Source organism: Alteromonas sp. ABE4_545 (assembly GCF_056161325.1).
This window is the reverse complement of sequence record NZ_JBSWYY010000011.1, coordinates 113,341-129,862: the sequence shown is the minus strand read 5'-3', so window position 1 is coordinate 129,862 and position 16,522 is coordinate 113,341. Positions and strand designations below refer to the sequence as shown.

Genomic DNA, 16,522 nt, shown 5'->3' with positions numbered 1-16,522 from the left:
AATTGGCTTTTCCAAAAGTATTATTAGACCACTGTGCAATTTCCATCATCATTTACTCTCACAACCAAGTTACAAGATCTGATCAGAGTGAAGAGATAATGTTCAAAAAAATCCCCACTAATTTCTTAGCGGGGATTTGTGTATAAGAGACAGGCTACTTAGCCGCCTTTTTTATGTTTCGCGTTTAAAACCGACTACTCAAAATGTCACAGTTGGGCCAAATACGCTTGGTAAAAGCGCCATTTATGATGTATTTTCAGTGATGGGTCGATAACAATTATTAAAGGGGCGCTCGTTTGCTTAGCCGTATTTCTCGCACGCACTCTGACTTGCAAGTTCAATCTAAGCGAGATGCCGTCGATCTACTCTACTCCAATGCGCTCAATGGCCTGTTAGTCACTATCATCAGCTTAAGCGCTCTCGTATTCGGTTTTAATAATACCTTTGGTCACGACTTAAAAGTCTCTATTTGGCTCGTTATGGTCGGCGTTCTTGTACTGCGACTTGGCGACACCTTTTATTGGCGAATTCGGCTAAAGGACGTTGAATACAACCCAAACCAAGCTTACTTGCGCTTTATTATTGGCACAGTACTTACGACAATAATTTGGGGTATTTACACCACGCAACTATACGACGATATGAGCGTGATGGAATTGGCAACCACCATGGTCGTGGTCTCGGCGATGGCCGGTGGAGCCGCGACCGTATTAGCGCCAAGCAGGCTGGTATCGGTTTATTATTGCTCGGCAATGATATTGCCATTATCGCTACTGGCAATTTTAGACGAGCGACCAGACTTCGAAGTTATTGGCTATTTGGGCTTGTTGTTTTGGGTCGCCATGCTTATGGCTTCCATTAAAGCCTATGAGTTTGTCGCCAGCGCCATTGCCATCAAACACAAAAATGACCAACTCGTTGCACTTATGCGTGAAGAGCGCAACGAAACCACTCGCGTTAATGCCGAGTTAAGAGAAAGCAACCTAAAACTTGATCAGGCAAACGCTACGTTAGAAGAAGAAGTAACACGCCGAACAGACGCCATACATCGTTTGTCGAATCGCGACCCGCTTACCTCATTAATGAACAGAGCTGGCTTTACTCGTCACCTCAACAATATGCTAAAAATGAGCGCCCAAGGCCACCACAGCTTAGCGGTACTGTTTATCGACCTCGATGGGTTCAAACAAGTAAACGACGGTTTGGGTCATCAGGTTGGTGATATCGTTTTAGCTGAAATTGCTAACCGACTCACGCGTTTTTGTGAAAGTGACCACCTAGCCCGTTGGGGCGGTGACGAATTTGTGATCGTATTGCCTTATGCTAATCGCGATACCGCTATTGCCGTTGCGCAAGCCGCTCGCAGTAGTATTACCAACCCCATCGTTGCAATGGAAAACCAAATCTCCTTGGATGCCACAATTGGGATAGCCCTCTACCCTGACCACGGCAGCAAAGCTCTAGATTTAGTACAGCAAGCCGACCTCTCTATGTATGAACAAAAACGCGCTCAACGTGGCACGGTCGGGGTGTATTCTCAAGAGATCTTCGAAAAGCTCAAACAAGAGCAAGAATTGAGAGAAGGGTTGAAGAACGCGATAGAAAACAAAGAGTTTTATCTTGTTTATCAGCCTATTGTTAACGCCAAAGACGGTTCGTTATGGGCCGTGGAAGCCCTGATTCGGTGGCAGTTTCAAGGCCAACTAGTCGGCCCAGACACCTTTATTCCGCTGGCCGAAAAAGCCGGATTAATTAATGAAATTGGCACTTGGGTGCTACATCGCGCCTGTATAGATGCAGCTCAATGGCCTCTTGATGATGTTGGCGTGTCGGTTAACGTATCGGTGCCACAACTCATGGATGAAGGGTTTATTAAGGTGATCGACAATGTGCTGACCACCTCGGGTTTATCGCCAGAGCGCTTACATTTGGAAATTACTGAATCAATTTTTGCCGACGATAAAGCCCAACTCAATAAACAAATTAACGCGCTGAAAGAGCGCCATATTAAAATTGCTATTGACGATTTCGGCACCGGATTTTCGTCACTGAGTCAATTGCAGTTGCTTAGCTTCGACCACATCAAAATTGACCGGGTTTTTGTTCAAAACTTAGAAGAAGGCAGTGATACAATTATAAGAGCAACCTTATTGATGGCCCAAGAATTTGGCTGTCAAACCGTGGCAGAAGGCATTGAAACGCAAGCTCACGCCGACAGGCTGTCTTCAATGGGTGTCACTTGCTTACAGGGATACTTCTATTCCAAACCTCTGGAAATAGAAGGCCTCATCAATTGGTATTACACACAAAAATCAGAATAAATATTTCATGGCACAACTCTATTTTTATTATTCCGCGATGAATGCGGGAAAGTCGACTTCTCTTCTCCAATCAGCTTACAACTACAGCGAACGAGGCATGCGTTCGGTTATTTTTACCGCTGCACTTGACGACCGTTATGGGATTGGCAAGGTCACCTCTCGCATCGGCTTGCAATCAGAAGCCCACTTATACACCAAAGACGACAACATTTTTGATGCCGTGCAAAAGCTACATCAAGACGCACCATTGTCTTGTGTGTTCATTGATGAGTCTCAATTTTTAACAAAAACACAAGTTCGACAATTAGTCGATGTGGTCGACGAACTCGACGTGCCGGTTTTGGCCTATGGTTTACGTACGGATTTCTTGGGAGAAACCTTTGAGGGGAGCCACTATCTCTTGGCGTGGGCAGACAAGTTGTTCGAGCTAAAAACCGTGTGTCATTGCGGCCGTAAAGCCAACTTTGTGGTGCGTTTAGATGAAACCGGCAAAGCCGTAACACAAGGTGACCAAGTTCAAATTGGTGGCAATGATACATACGAATCAATGTGTCGCAAACACTTCAAAGAGCTCGTGTGGGGTTAGAACAACATGACGCTGACCAATCGAAGACAAGTGGTCTTAATCACTGGCGCAAGCGCAGGGTTAGGAAAAGGCATGGCAAAGATCTTTGCCCAACGAGGCTATGATCTCGCATTGTGTGCACGGCGCTTGCCAGCTCTGAACACTACCAAGGAAGAATGCCTCGCGCTTAACCCTAACATTCGCGTTGAAATTTTATCGCTAGATGTCGACGATCACGATGCCGTATTTTCAGTGTTTGAACAGTTTATGTCGTTGTTCGGTATTATTGATAAAATCATTGTGAATGCGGGTATTGGCAAAGGTGCTTCTGTAGGTACGGGGCATTTTCACGCCAATAAAGCAACCGCATACACAAACTTTGTTTCCGCATTAGCGCAGTGTGAAGCCGCTATGATGCGATTTAGAGCCCAAAACCATGGGCATCTGATTACCATTTCATCGATTAGCGCCGTACGCGGTTTTCGCAGAGCGCTAACTGTTTATGCCGCCTCTAAAGCCGCGTTAACCGCGCTTACCGAAGGCATTCGCATTGACACGATTAATACGCCCATTAAAGTGACCACCATTCACCCGGGTTTTATTCGCACCGATATCAACAAAGATGTCGAAAACGTGCCCTTTATTGTCGACACTCAAACAGGCTGTAAGGCCATAGTGAATGCCATTGAAAAAGCTCCTGCTAATGCCTATGTTCCGGCTTGGCCTTGGCGAGTATTTTGGCCTGTTTTAAAAATCGCACCGTTGAAGTTTCTCAGGAAATTTAGCTAAGTTATTGTGTTTTCTTGACATCTGCGCATAGTCTAAGGACAGTAGATATACCTTGTTCAACATGGACGACTATGCGCTTCTTCACACTCTTTTTGTTTATATGCAGCTATGTGGGCTTTATCCCACAGGGATTGAGCGAACACCTTGAGCATGACCGCCTAGCACAGCGCATAGATAACGCAGCCGAACAAGCTCTACAGACCTTTCACACTCCGGGTATGGCAATTGGCATTATTAAAAATGGTCATATCTCCTATTTGAAAGGGTTTGGCGTTGCTGATGTCGATTCACAAACACCTGTCAGCCCCGACACTTACTTTCGCTTAGGCTCTACCAGTAAAGCATTTACTGCGTTATCGATGGCGATGTTACTGGAGCAAAATCCTAATCTCACTTGGCACACCCCAGTAGAAGCCGTACTGCCCAATTTTGCACTGTCTGATCCTTACGCATCCAGAGCCTTTGAGCTAATCGATTTACTGACCCATAACAGTGGCCTTGCAGGTGGCGCTGGTGACAGCATGCTGTGGCCTGAACCGTCGGGATTTAGCCGAGATGAAGTTGTACAAAACCTCAAAAATCTCACGCCACAAGCTCCTTTCCACAGTCAATATGGTTACAGTAATGTACTGTACATCACCGCAGGACAAGTGGTAGCCAAGGAAGCCAGCACAGAATGGGGCAACTGGGTAGATACCCATATTATGCGCCCACTAAGCATGCCTTGTTTTGCTGGTGCTGTACCACTTAACATTGCTGCTGAAGCTGCACGCCCTTATGACTATGATACCGCCCAAGGCTTTGTGCCTATCCCTCGTAACGCAATTACTTCAGAGCCTTTAGTCTCGTCGGCGGCCGGCGGCGTGGTATGTAATGCTAGGTCAATGCTTAAATGGATAGACTTCTGGCTTCAAAGTGAGAATGAAAGTGAACACGTGACGTCTGGTAATCAACTCGGCGTATCGAAAGCCAGCATAAACACCCTATTGTCAGCCCGAACTCTGCTCCCTATCAGTGCTAACGACAAAAAGTGGAACCATACCCATTTCAAGCAATACGCGCTTGGGTGGCGACTTTCAGACGTACTGGGTACACAGGTTATTTCCCACACTGGCACCCTATCTGGGTTTCAATCTTACGTAGCATTTATTCCCGATTACCAAACCGGCATTGTAGTATTAAACAATGGGTCCAACTCAGGCGCTCGCCAAGCAATAACGCAAACCTTCCTACATGGTGTGATTGCGCCCGACGACACCCAAGACTGGGTTAGCATGGCCCTCGAAAGTCGCACTGACCGCATTGCCCGATATGTGCAAAACCACCCGACTCCCCAAGGAACAGGAAAGCTAATCAGGCCTGCCGAACGCTACGTCGGCGTGTACCATACTGAATGGTTTGGCGACGCCGTAATTAGCAATGGCAGTCCACTGCGTATTCATTTAACCAAGATGCCAATGATGAAAGGCAGACTGGTGCCATTCGACGGCGATCGCTGGAAAATAGAATGGGACAATCGCAATGCCTCAGCGCCGCATTTTGCCGATTTCACCGTGTCTCCCAACGGTAACGTGAGTCATTTTACGCTCGCGCCTTTTCAACTCGACATTCCTTTGTATCACTATTATAGCGATATTACCTTTGTCAAAGCTGAGCAAAAGGAATGATAACTACGTAAACAGCCGCGAAATGTGCGGAAATTCCGTCATAAACCTTATCAAATAGTTGAAGATTGCCCGCAATAACTTGCGAAACCAGCTTGATGTGATTACTTTTAAGTAATTGCGATTGACCTAATCTTTCTATGTTAGATATCGACCCCCTCACTGATTTAACCATCAAGTTAAGCCGCCAATCTCTCAGTGACAAAGACAAGCACTTAGCGATTTGTCAGACGATTGCGGCGTCAGTTAACACCGCCAACAGGGTGAGCCTGTGGTGTTTTAATGCCGAGCGCACAGAGATATCATGTTTGATATTACTCGACCACGGCACTCCTCTCGAATTTGACGAGATAATATTAAGGGAGGCCGATTACCCTGAGTATTTTTCGGCAGTAGTAAACAACGAGATTGTGGTTGCTTCTGATGCCCGTAGTCATGACGCAACTCGCTGTTTTAATAAAGATTACTTTCCGGCTAATGATATTTATTCACTGCTTGATTTTGTGTTTCATCAGCAATTTCAACCGATCGGCGTCATTTGCTGTGAAGCTGTTGGCAAACCAATCGAGTGGTCGGAAAAAGATATTGCGCTAATTAAGCGCACGGCGAGAATTACTTCCATGTTTTATTAATCGCTGCGTTCCCCCTACTACCCCACCCCAAGCTTTAACCATTAAGCACAAATAAAACCCCAGCAAAATCCTTCACTTAAAAACAAAACTTAATTGATTAAGCTATTATCTTGCAATTACCCCAATCTTGACTAATTTTACATTTGTGTAACACAAGTACACTTTTTTAATCGATTCGGGGCACACTTATGAGCAAATTCCCAACCTTTAAACCAGCGATGTTGTCGATTGCCGTTTCAGCAGCATTGTCATCCAGTCTGGTTTTTGCACAACAAAATAGTAATCCCGATACCAGTAACGTTGAAGTCATCGATGTGAAAGGTATTCGCGGTTCATTAATTCGTGCACAAGCTATCAAAATGGATAACTCGTCAATTGTTGAAGCAATTTCAGCCGAAGACATTGGTAAATTGCCAGATTCATCAATTGCAGAATCTCTTGCTCGCCTTCCCGGCCTAGCTGGCGAGCGCAGAGGAGGACGAACGTCTGGTATTTCTGTACGTGGTTTTAAGGAAGATTTTGTCGGTACATCACTCAACGGCCGTGAACTCATTGGCATTGGTGATAACCGAGGTGTGGAGTACGACCTGTATCCGTCAGAAATAATGACAGGAGCGGTGATCTACAAAACCTCCGACGCAACATTAACAACAACCGGCATTGGGGGCACTGTCGATCTCCAAACGGTACGCCCACTTCAGGCCTCAGAAACCTTGACCCTAAACGGGATTTACGAAATGAACGGGCGTCAATCTGACAACCCAGAGTTCGATGATAAAGGCCACAGATATGCGTTGTCCTTCGTGGAAAAATTTGCCGACGATACGCTTGGTATTGCATTGGCCATCGCCTCAACCGAATCGCCCACTAATGAACGCAAATATGGCGTGTGGGGCTACTCGGATGCCAGCGGCGCTTATGTACCAACCGGCCTCGACATATTTGCTATTTCGTCGGTACTAGAACGCGACACTTTTTCGGGCGTAATTCAATACCAACCCAATGACAAATTAAATATTATTGTCGACGGTTTATACATCGACTATAGCGATTCTGGCGTGCTACGAGGCTTTATTGAGCCGTTTTCCGCCAATGTAACCAGTGGCTCTGGTATCGATAACAGTGGGCAACAAATTAATGCGAACCCCGTGTTGCGTACCGACCCGAAAGAGATTTTAGGTGAATTAACCACGTTTGGGTTAAACGTAGAGTATCAGCTCAACGACGACTGGTCGGTGGTAGTTGATATAGCCAACAGTGAGTCAAATAAAAAAGACACACGAGGTGAATCTTACGCTGGCCTCGGTCGTTCTGGCTCACTCACTTCAGACCAATTTGGCACACGCGATTACACCATGAGCGCCGACGGTATTTATTTTACCGGTATATCAGGTATGGACTTCAGCGATTGGGACGCCATAAAACTCACCGGCCCCCAAGTTTGGGGTGGCTCTCTAGCCTCTCAAGCTGACTTTTTTGCCTCCAACGTGCTGCAAGCGAATGGCAATCCATACAGTTACCTCAATGCACAAGATGGTTTCTTAAATTCCGCCACCTTTGATGAATCACTCACTACGGCAAAAATTACCGTAAATCACCTGATGAGCGACGGCTTTTTCGTCGAAGTATCAGGCGGTTTGTTCTACAGTGATCGTGAAAAATCAAAAATTAATAACGGTTATTTCGCTACTGCTCCTACTTATCCGTTTGGCGATGGTACGGGCGCCGTTGATGGTTTGATCCCCGAAGCCTATCGCTATGGGTTGGCCGACCTAACTTGGGCCGGACTTGGCATGGTAGTGGCTTATGATGGCTACGCGCCGTACCAAGATGGCACTTATATTCAAACGCCAGCAGCGGGATTAGAGCCAGACAGACTCGGCGATACCTACGTGGTCAACGAAACCGTCACCTCTGCGTTTATCAAAGGTGATTTTGAAACCGAATTCAGTGATATGTATGTATTTGGTAATGTCGGCTTACAAGTTGTGCGTACCGACCAATCTTCTGACGGCTACATCGCCATTGTCGACTCAGACGCCACCGTATGCTCTCCCGACCCGTCGGAATGTGCAGTAAGTGGAGGAGACAAGTACACTAAATACTTGCCTAGCGTGAATATCAATATGGAAGTGGCTGAAAACCAGTATCTGCGTTTCGCTGCGTCAAAAACCATTAGTCGCGCTCGTATTGACCAAATGAAAGCATCTGGCTTTGTTAAATTTGACCAAAATATCGACCTAATTACGATCCCAAACTCAGAAGCAGCCGTTGAACAGTACGGGACTCCTTGGTCTAAATTCCAAGGTTCGCCAACCTTACGACCGCTTGAGTCTAACAACGTAGACCTGTCTTATGAACGCTATTTCGAAAATGAGGGTTACGTTGCCATCAGCTTGTTCTATAAAGATCTGGTGAATTGGACACGAGATGGTCGTCAACTGATCAATTTCACTAATGACGAAACGAACGAGGGCGCCAACTACTTTATCGCAGGGTTCCACGATCGCGTGGTGGATACCGCCGGCACCTATGGCCCTCTCGATACCTATTACGACGTAGGAGACTACGTGACGCCGCCTGACTATGGCTACTTCTCTTTCTTTGAAGACGGCTTAAAAGGTGAAGTAAAAGGCGTTGAGTTAACGGCGAATGTTCCCTTTAGTCTGCTGGCAGATGCGCTGGACGGCTTTGGTGTAGCGGCATCAGCGTCTTACATTGACTCTGAACTTGATGATGGAAGCAGTATCCCAGGTCAATCAGACGAAGTGTTTTCTGTTACCGCCTATTACGAAATGAACGGTTTTGAAATACGCGTTGCCGGCACTAAACGTTCCGACTTTTCCACATATGAGCGCGGTGGTTCTAACAAGATTTCAGAAGCCACCCGAGAGGGCGTAACACTCGTCGATGCACAGATAAGTTACGACTTTTCAGACTCAAGCATAGAGGCGCTTCAGGGGTTGCGTATTTCACTCCAAGGCACCAATTTGACCGACGTAGATGAAGAGTCTACCAATGACGTGGGCATAGTGACAGCCCGCAGACAATATGGTCCAGCGTATATGTTGAACGTGAATTACTCGTTCTACTAAGATCCCGTGTGAAGTCAAGGCCTCGCCGACTCAGTCAGAGTCACAGAGGCCTTTTTTATTGCGTTCCTAATAATTTTTACTAAATTCAAAGCATAGCGCTCATTAACGGATGGTGTGAATGGAAAGAACGTCAAGTTTACCAATCAAACACGTGGTCATTGCCGGTGGCGGCACCGCAGGTTGGATGACCGCAGCATTGATGCGCAAAGTACTGCCACAATCAATCAACATAACCCTGATTGAATCTGCCGATATCGGTATAGTCGGGGTGGGTGAAGCAACCATTCCGCCGATCCAAACCTTTAATCAATTTCTTGGTATTGACGAACGTGAGTTTCTGAAGGCAACCAAAGGGTCTATAAAGCTGGCTATACAGTTTGAAAATTGGCGCACAATTGGTAGCAGCTATTTTCACACGTTTGGCGCTCCCGGAACGAATGTCGGCTTTAGTGCCTTTCAACATTACTGGATAAAAGCCAAGCAATGTGGGCTACAGCACTCTCTATGGGATTTCGATCTCAACTACCTGTGTTGCCAACAAGGCGTATTTAATAAAATTCAAACCCAAAATCCCATTTACGATATGCCCTACGCCTATCATTTTGACTCTGCATTGTATGGGCAGTTTCTGCGTACACTGGCCGAGAAGGCGGGCGTTAGACGCATTGAAGGGACAATACAATACGTACAGCAGTCTGCTGAAAATGGGCATATTACAGGGTTACAGTTGACTGATGGCACACAGATTCAAGGTGACTTTTTTGTTGATTGTACCGGAACGCGTTCATTGCTGTTGCAGCAATCTTTAAACGTCAAATACGACGATTGGCGTCATTGGTTACCGGCAGACTCCGCGATTGCGGTTCCGTCAGAAAAAAGCCCACTCATTCCTCCCTACACGCGCAGCACAGCTCACGCTGTCGGCTGGCAATGGCGGATACCCCTTACCCATCGCAATGGCAATGGCATTGTTTATAGTTCGGGTTATATTTCAGACGACGAAGCTCTGAACCAACTCAAAAGCAACCTTCATGAACCACTACTCGATGAGCCGAGAAAAATCACTTTTAAGACAGGGCGAGCAGAACAGCAATGGGTTAAAAATGTGGTGGCTATTGGTTTGTCGAGTGGTTTTTTAGAGCCACTCGAATCCACCAGCATTCATTTGATTCAGTCTGGAATTGTCCGGCTTTTGAAAATGTTTCCACACCAGGCTATTCACCCTAGCGTGGTTGATATGTATAACGCTGAATCGAAAGCAGAATTTGAAACCGTGCGCGACTTCATCATTTTGCACTATTACTTGAACGAACGAGATGACTCTGCATTTTGGAAAGACATGCGCGAATTACACATTCCAACGCGATTGGCTCAAAAAATAGAGAGCTTTCAAGCAACCGCAGCGGTATTTAACGACACTAACGACATATTCAGAGACGCATCATGGGTGCAAGTGATGATGGGACAAGGTATCGAGCCCACAGACTATCACCCCTCTGCAGACGCCGTGCCTGAAGAAGAATTAATGGCGATGATGGAGAAAATCAAGCACGCCAAGGCACAACCATTGGCGAGCATGCTGCCTCACGACAAATTTATATCGCAGTACGTGGGTTAACACAGGAGAAAAGCGGCCTAAGCCGTTTCACCCGGCTTGATTTCGTATTCCAACGTAACCGATTGGTTATCATTCGCTAGGAACAGCGCCGCGGCTTTCCGGCCTTTTTCTAAACTCGACTGGCATACAGTGGTTAACGTAGGGCGTGTTCTGGCGGCCTCATCAATGCCGTCAAACCCTGTGATCTTAATATCTTGCGGGATCTTGATCCCCATGCTCAATGCACATTGGATCAGTTCCAGTGCAATAATGTCGCTCATACACAAAATGACATCGGGACGTGGGCTACTCGTCAGTACCTCACGCGCAGCCTGAACAGAAAAATTACCACCGCTTTCTGGAATATGCCAAATCCAATCATGGCTTATATCGACATTTTGTTCTTTCAATGCACGTAAATAGCCATCTAGTCGTCGGTGAGAAATAGACCGCTCTACATCAAAAAGCGCGCTGTCGTAAATACGACACGTTGTAGGGGCGTCAATTAATCTAAGCCCCAAAATTGCGACGTGATCACCAGGCTTCACTGCATTTTTCGCGATATCGTAGGCCGCCTGTTCATTGTCAATGTTCACCGACGGGCGCCCTTCCAAGTTAAAGTCGGCGGTAACAACAGGTTTGTCTAACGCGTTAATTTCCATCGCCAGCGCATCATTCCGAGGCGCACCATAACAAATAAACCCGTCAACAAAATCACTGACATCTCGAATCGAAGCTGAATCGCCAGCATACAACAACAAATGCTTTTGTTGGTCGCGTAACTCACGTGTTACGCCCTGAATAAAGGTACTGGCAACGGGGTCGCTGACAATGTAATCAATGCTGTCAGACAGCACCAAGGCGACGATATTCGACTGCCCTTTTCGCAAAATCTGTGCGGCACGATTAGGGCCGTGATAACCAATACGCTCACAGGCAGCGAGAATTTCTGTGCGCTTGGCACTCGACAATTGATCTGGGCGATTAAACGCATTGGAAATAGTGGCGGTAGATACACCTAATTGATTGGCGACATCTTTAAGAGTTAATTTTGACTTCTTCATAGTAATCTGGCGCTATGCCCTGGCTTATTATTGGTTATTGTTGACCAGCAAGAAAGTATGCATATTGGACTGCAAACCACACCTAAAGTTTACAATTTTTTTAACAATTAAATCCAATGAAAATTAGCGACTTACCCAAACTTAAACGTTTAATGCTAACCAGAGGGGTATTTTTCATCTTTATGCAATTATACGCATATAAATTCAAACAAGGAAAACGTTTAACTACGTCTTTATGCACGAAAAAGTACGAAAAAAGGGTTTTACGGCGCAACAATATCGATTAAGTATAGCCGTACTATAACGGAAAGGTACCTATTTGGTGATTTTCTCTGCAGATGAGGGTGCAATCACCACTTTATTTCTTCCTGTGGCTTTTCCCTCATACATGGCAACATCAGCCCGTTTTATCAGTGCATTCAGACTTTCTTCACCATCAAAAAACGCGACGCCAATGGTCATTGTAATCGCAACGGGAAAATCTGGATCACCGTGATACGCAACACATGAGCGCAACCTTTCTGCCAGCACAGTTGACATCTTTAGGCTACTATTAGGCAATACAACAATAAACTCTTCTCCACCAAAACGCGAGATGATGTCACTCTTGCGCAATAGCCTGTTTAAACAATTTACAACATTTACCAAGCATTTGTCGCCCGCATCATGGCCAAACTGGTCGTTAATACGTTTGAAATGGTCAATATCGAGTAACAGTAAACAAAGAGGTTGATGATCGCGGATAGCGCGGGAGAGTTCAGCGGTCATTCGAGAATAAAAACCACGTCGGTTGAGTACCCCTGTGAGAGGATCTCGCTCTGCCAAACTCTCTAACTGCTCGCGTAACATTCGTGTACGGCGTTGATAAATAATCCCCACACAAGTGCCCGAAATGGTTGCCAGTATTAACCATAAACCCGCCGATAATGTTTTATCGATAGCGCGTTTGTCGCCGGTAAAGTCTTCGATGATATCGGCTTTAAATAACATGCCTGCAATCAATAAAATAACGATTAAGGCAATACCAATGGTTTCTTTTCTATCCCCTAACAAGGCGGTGATAACAGGGAATAATGGCAGAAAAAACGCAAATTGGCTGAGAACGCCACCAGAGATAAACAACAAAGGCACTACGGCTAACATGCCACATGCAATTAAGATAGGTACGTCAAAATCGGGGAATCGACAACTGCGAACAATCATAAAAGCAATGCTAATGAGCACCAGGTTAACCGTGCCGAGTACGGTAAACACTAGTGGTAAATCGGTCATTATCGGCCGAATAACAGTGCCTGCTAACATTATCAAAAACGACAACCCTAGCAGGGTCTTTACCAAGCTATGATTTGCACTAGCTGAATGTGTTTTTATTATATTTATTTTCATCACCACTCCTGAACGCCCTATCTCAGGCTGGACAGGTCTTCAGATTATTCATCTCGGAACGCGGTGGAAACTGCTGTACTCTTGCATTCCATACAGCGTGAAACTATCAAATTAACATTAATTTTGGAAAACTGTTTTTCCTCAACGGCTCCAAAATTTGGCTAGATAATAACATAGAGTATATCGGCACAATCATCACGAAATTGAATAAAAAACCAACAAAACCGCAAAAAACAGTGATAAGCACTGGCTACCGAGATTAACGGGTACCAAATATTTTATCACCGGCATCACCTAATCCAGGCAATATGTAACCTTGGTCATTAAGTTGATCGTCGATGGAGGCGGTGAATATATCAACATCAGGGTGCGCATCAACCACTGCCTGAATTCCTTCTGGTGCCGCCACCAAAAACAACCCCATGATATGTTCACAACCTTTTTGTTTAAGCAGATCAATTGTTGCGATCAAGGTGCCACCTGTCGCCAACATCGGGTCGACAATTAACGCCGTACGGGCATCTATATCTTTCACTACTTTATCAAAATACGCCACCGGTTGAAGGGTGTCTTCATCGCGATATAAACCCACTACGCTGATCTTGGCATTGGGGATCAAATTCATCACCCCATCGAGCATGCCAAGGCCTGCACGAAGTATGGGAACAATAGTGATTTTCTTACCCTTAATACGTCGGGTTTGTAGTGTTTCACCTGTCCACCCTTTGATATCAACCTGCTCGGTTTCTAGTTCACGGGTGGCTTCATAGGTCAGTAGGTTACCCACTTCACTGGCCAATTCTCTAAAATCTTTACTGCTAATCTCAGCCTCACGCATCAAACCAATTTTATGCTGAATTAACGGGTGGGTAATTTCATGTACGGCCATGAGAGGGTCCTTATAGTCTGTCGCTGATTACCTCATCATACGCCATTTCTTTGCTTAATGAGATAAAATCAGTTGAGTTATTGATTTTATTCAATAAATAGCAAATTAGTTGTCCTAATGGTCCAATTTTTATTACGGCACAAAAAAGGCGCCATACGGCGCCCAAAAGAAACCAACACAACACGCGTTAGAAATAAGTGTAGGTTACGCTCAGCCCAAATGTGCGTGGCATGGCGTACAGGGTATCAGCAAAGCTAAGCGAAGACGTGGCACTGTCGGTTCTATTGACTTTAGTTTCTTCGTCGAGCAAATTTTTTGCCCACAACATCACTTCCCATTGACCGTCATCTGACACCACGCCCAACTGAGCGTTTACACGGTGATCACTGTCGAGCTCTGTCGCAGTGAGATTTCGCGCATCGCTCTGAATTTTACTGCGGTAAGAATAGTCGACCCCAGCGAAGATTTCCCAGTGGTCATAGAAGCTATCCAAATAATTCAGGGCAACCGTATTGGTCCACTTCGCCGCCCCAGGTAGTTGATTGTCTGTACAGTCATCAGACGCATGGCAATTGGAAAAATCGCCAAAGGTTGCATCGGCATAACCAATGGTACTTCTCAACGTTAGCGTTTCTGTTAGTCGATAGCGCAGCTCTGCTTCAACGCCTTGGCTCACGGCTGAAGGACCATTAACCACACGGTTCACGCCATTGTCGTCCACTACGCGAGTTTGAATATCTTGATAATCCAGATAAAACAGGGCCAAGTTCAAACGCATTCTGCGGTCTAGCAGATCGCTTTTCATTCCCACTTCATAACTGGTCACTTGCTCACGCCCGAAATCAATCTGAGGGTTATTAGCATCGCCACCTATCGAAGCCGTTGACTGCGGCCTAAAGCTATATCCGCCCTCTTTAAAGCCTCGCGCCACTTTGCCGTAAACATTCACATTTTTGACCAGGTTTGCCGACAAACCTGCGGTCCAAGAGATAAAGTCATCTTTTTGCGATTGGGCCGACTCTGGAATGTCGATATAGTCCAGAAGATACACACCGGCCAAGGTGGTTTCGTATCCATCTTGGGCAAAGGTCATGTCTTTGGTAACCTCGGAATAACGCACACCAATAAAACCATTTAAACTATCGGTAAAATCGTACGTAATATTGGTAAATACAGCGCTGCTCTTGGTCGTCAGAGAGCCATCTAATTGCACTCCGGCACCGGGCAATAAGTTCAATGACTGAGGGTACCCCTCTGGTAAGCCTGTTGGTATGCCGTAAATGCCGGTGCCCGTCATAAACGCCTGCTGGTTTATTGCTTCATTACGCAAAAAGTACAAACCAGATACAAAACGCAAATCATCTTCGGCTGGCGATATCAACTGCAACTCTTGAGTAAACTGCTTGTTGTCTTCACTCTCTAGGCTGTAATTAAGATCTACACTGGTGGAGTCTGTATCCATTCCCAGTAACGACTGATAATTTTTTTGTGCTGTTATCGACTTCAATTCATATCCACTGTCGAACACATAAGAAACCGTGGCATCGACTCCCCAATTGTCGCGATCAGAGAAATAGCGCTCACTGTTCGCGTAAGCCTCGCGAATATCAGACGTAATAAATTGTTCCGGTGTAGCACCTTGGCCTAGCAACCCAATATACCCCAAGCCGAGGTCATACCCGGTTAAGCTTACTGCCGGCGGTGTACTTTTACCTTTGAGCATTTCCGCATTTATGTCGACCGTGAGGTTATCTGTGGGGGTATAACGCACCTGTACCCGCCCGCCTTTTCGGTCTTGGCTTCCCAGGTCTTTGCCATCCGCAAGATTGCGAACATACCCATCTTGCTTCACACCAAACAAACTAATACTGGCCGCCAAAGTATCTTCAATTAGCGGCGCACTGGCATACACATTAGCCCTTTTTAGCTGATAATTGCCCACATCAAGTTTCACCTTCGCTTCGGTAATATCCGACGGCTTTTTTGTTGTGATACTCACTACCCCTAAATTGGTATTCTGACCAAACAAGGTGCCTTGCGGACCACGCAGTACTTCAACCCGCTCAACATTACTCAATTCTTGATTAAACCCGGTTGCACGGGCGTATACGACACCGTCTACGTAAATACCAAGACCGGGACTAGTGCCTGAATTAAATACGCCATTGGGGTTAGACGGAATTCCTCGCATATTCACCGTTGTGGCGAAAGGGGTGGTCGTTACCATGCTCAAATTGGGAACAGAGTATTGAATGTCTTGGAAGTTTTGTAGGTTTTCGCGTTCGAGTTCTTTGTTGCTGATGACCGAAAGGGCCAATGGCACCTCTTGCAAGTTTTCGCCGCGCTTTTGCGCTGTTACCATAATTTGTTCTATTTGCAGTGAAGACGAAGCCTGCGTCTCACTTTGTTTTTCTTCAATCGCTTGCGCCACGGCTACATGCATGGGGAGCAAGGTAAAAAGCCCTGCTATTCCCATACGCTTTCTCATACTTGTTGTGTGCATTGTCGGATTCCGTTGTT

At 45.8% G+C, this 16,522-nt stretch carries 11 protein-coding genes; 7 read left to right on the top strand and 4 right to left on the bottom strand.

Features of this window, described 5'->3' with window-relative positions; translation table 11 throughout:
- Positions 1–296 precede the first annotated feature (296 nt).
- From ACXAH6_RS12070 to ACXAH6_RS12040, 7 genes are all read left to right on the top strand, one after another.
- Complete coding sequence (locus ACXAH6_RS12070; RefSeq protein ID WP_474877151.1) at positions 297–2,321, top strand: putative bifunctional diguanylate cyclase/phosphodiesterase; 2,025 nt, start codon at positions 297–299, stop codon at positions 2,319–2,321.
- Between the two features lie 7 nt (positions 2,322–2,328).
- Complete coding sequence (locus ACXAH6_RS12065) at positions 2,329–2,907, top strand: thymidine kinase (RefSeq protein ID WP_474877150.1); 579 nt, start codon at positions 2,329–2,331, stop codon at positions 2,905–2,907.
- A gap of 12 nt (positions 2,908–2,919) precedes the next feature.
- Positions 2,920–3,675: an SDR family oxidoreductase gene (locus ACXAH6_RS12060; RefSeq protein ID WP_474877158.1), complete on the top strand. Its 756-nt coding sequence runs from the start codon at positions 2,920–2,922 to the stop codon at positions 3,673–3,675.
- 71 nt (positions 3,676–3,746) lie between these two features.
- Positions 3,747–5,342: a serine hydrolase gene (locus ACXAH6_RS12055; protein ID WP_474877148.1), complete on the top strand. Its 1,596-nt coding sequence runs from the start codon at positions 3,747–3,749 to the stop codon at positions 5,340–5,342.
- A 137-nt stretch (positions 5,343–5,479) separates the two neighbouring features.
- Positions 5,480–5,971, top strand: a complete 492-nt coding sequence (locus ACXAH6_RS12050; RefSeq protein ID WP_474877146.1) for a hypothetical protein — start codon at positions 5,480–5,482, stop codon at positions 5,969–5,971.
- A 188-nt stretch (positions 5,972–6,159) separates the two neighbouring features.
- Positions 6,160–9,066 (top strand): TonB-dependent receptor, encoded by a 2,907-nt coding sequence (locus tag ACXAH6_RS12045; RefSeq protein ID WP_474877144.1) that lies wholly within the window; start codon positions 6,160–6,162, stop codon positions 9,064–9,066.
- A 118-nt stretch (positions 9,067–9,184) separates the two neighbouring features.
- The gene (locus ACXAH6_RS12040) at positions 9,185–10,684 is read left to right on the top strand and encodes a tryptophan halogenase family protein (protein ID WP_474877142.1); all 1,500 of its coding nucleotides are present in this window, start codon (positions 9,185–9,187) and stop codon (positions 10,682–10,684) included.
- Between the two features lie 17 nt (positions 10,685–10,701).
- Here the strand turns inward: ACXAH6_RS12040 and ACXAH6_RS12035 are convergent, their stop codons facing one another.
- The 4 genes from ACXAH6_RS12035 to ACXAH6_RS12020 all read right to left on the bottom strand — a co-directional run bounded on the left by ACXAH6_RS12035 (position 10,702) and on the right by ACXAH6_RS12020 (position 16,505).
- Positions 10,702–11,727, bottom strand: a complete 1,026-nt coding sequence (locus tag ACXAH6_RS12035) for a LacI family DNA-binding transcriptional regulator (protein ID WP_474877140.1) — start codon at positions 11,725–11,727, stop codon at positions 10,702–10,704.
- A gap of 315 nt (positions 11,728–12,042) precedes the next feature.
- On the bottom strand, positions 12,043–13,113 hold the full coding sequence (locus tag ACXAH6_RS12030; protein WP_474877138.1) for a GGDEF domain-containing protein: 1,071 nt from the start codon (positions 13,111–13,113) through the stop codon (positions 12,043–12,045).
- A gap of 259 nt (positions 13,114–13,372) precedes the next feature.
- The gene (gene upp / locus ACXAH6_RS12025; protein ID WP_474877136.1) at positions 13,373–14,002 is read right to left on the bottom strand and encodes a uracil phosphoribosyltransferase; all 630 of its coding nucleotides are present in this window, start codon (positions 14,000–14,002) and stop codon (positions 13,373–13,375) included.
- A gap of 187 nt (positions 14,003–14,189) precedes the next feature.
- Positions 14,190–16,505 carry a TonB-dependent receptor gene (locus ACXAH6_RS12020; protein WP_474877134.1) on the bottom strand — a complete coding sequence of 772 codons (2,316 nt, stop codon included), beginning with the start codon at positions 16,503–16,505 and terminating at the stop codon, positions 14,190–14,192.
- Between the last annotated feature and the right edge of the window lie 17 nt (positions 16,506–16,522).

Coding starts and splice junctions, on each gene's coding strand:
- ACXAH6_RS12065 (WP_474877150.1), top strand. CDS start 2,329: ATGGCACAACTCTATTTTTATTATTCCGCGATGAATGCGGGAAAGTCG.
- ACXAH6_RS12055 (WP_474877148.1), top strand. CDS start 3,747: ATGCGCTTCTTCACACTCTTTTTGTTTATATGCAGCTATGTGGGCTTT.
- ACXAH6_RS12050 (WP_474877146.1), top strand. CDS start 5,480: ATGTTAGATATCGACCCCCTCACTGATTTAACCATCAAGTTAAGCCGC.
- ACXAH6_RS12045 (WP_474877144.1), top strand. CDS start 6,160: ATGAGCAAATTCCCAACCTTTAAACCAGCGATGTTGTCGATTGCCGTT.
- ACXAH6_RS12040 (WP_474877142.1), top strand. CDS start 9,185: ATGGAAAGAACGTCAAGTTTACCAATCAAACACGTGGTCATTGCCGGT.
- ACXAH6_RS12035 (WP_474877140.1), bottom strand. CDS start 11,727: ATGAAGAAGTCAAAATTAACTCTTAAAGATGTCGCCAATCAATTAGGT.
- ACXAH6_RS12030 (WP_474877138.1), bottom strand. CDS start 13,113: ATGAAAATAAATATAATAAAAACACATTCAGCTAGTGCAAATCATAGC.
- upp (WP_474877136.1), bottom strand. CDS start 14,002: ATGGCCGTACATGAAATTACCCACCCGTTAATTCAGCATAAAATTGGT.
- ACXAH6_RS12020 (WP_474877134.1), bottom strand. CDS start 16,505: ATGCACACAACAAGTATGAGAAAGCGTATGGGAATAGCAGGGCTTTTT.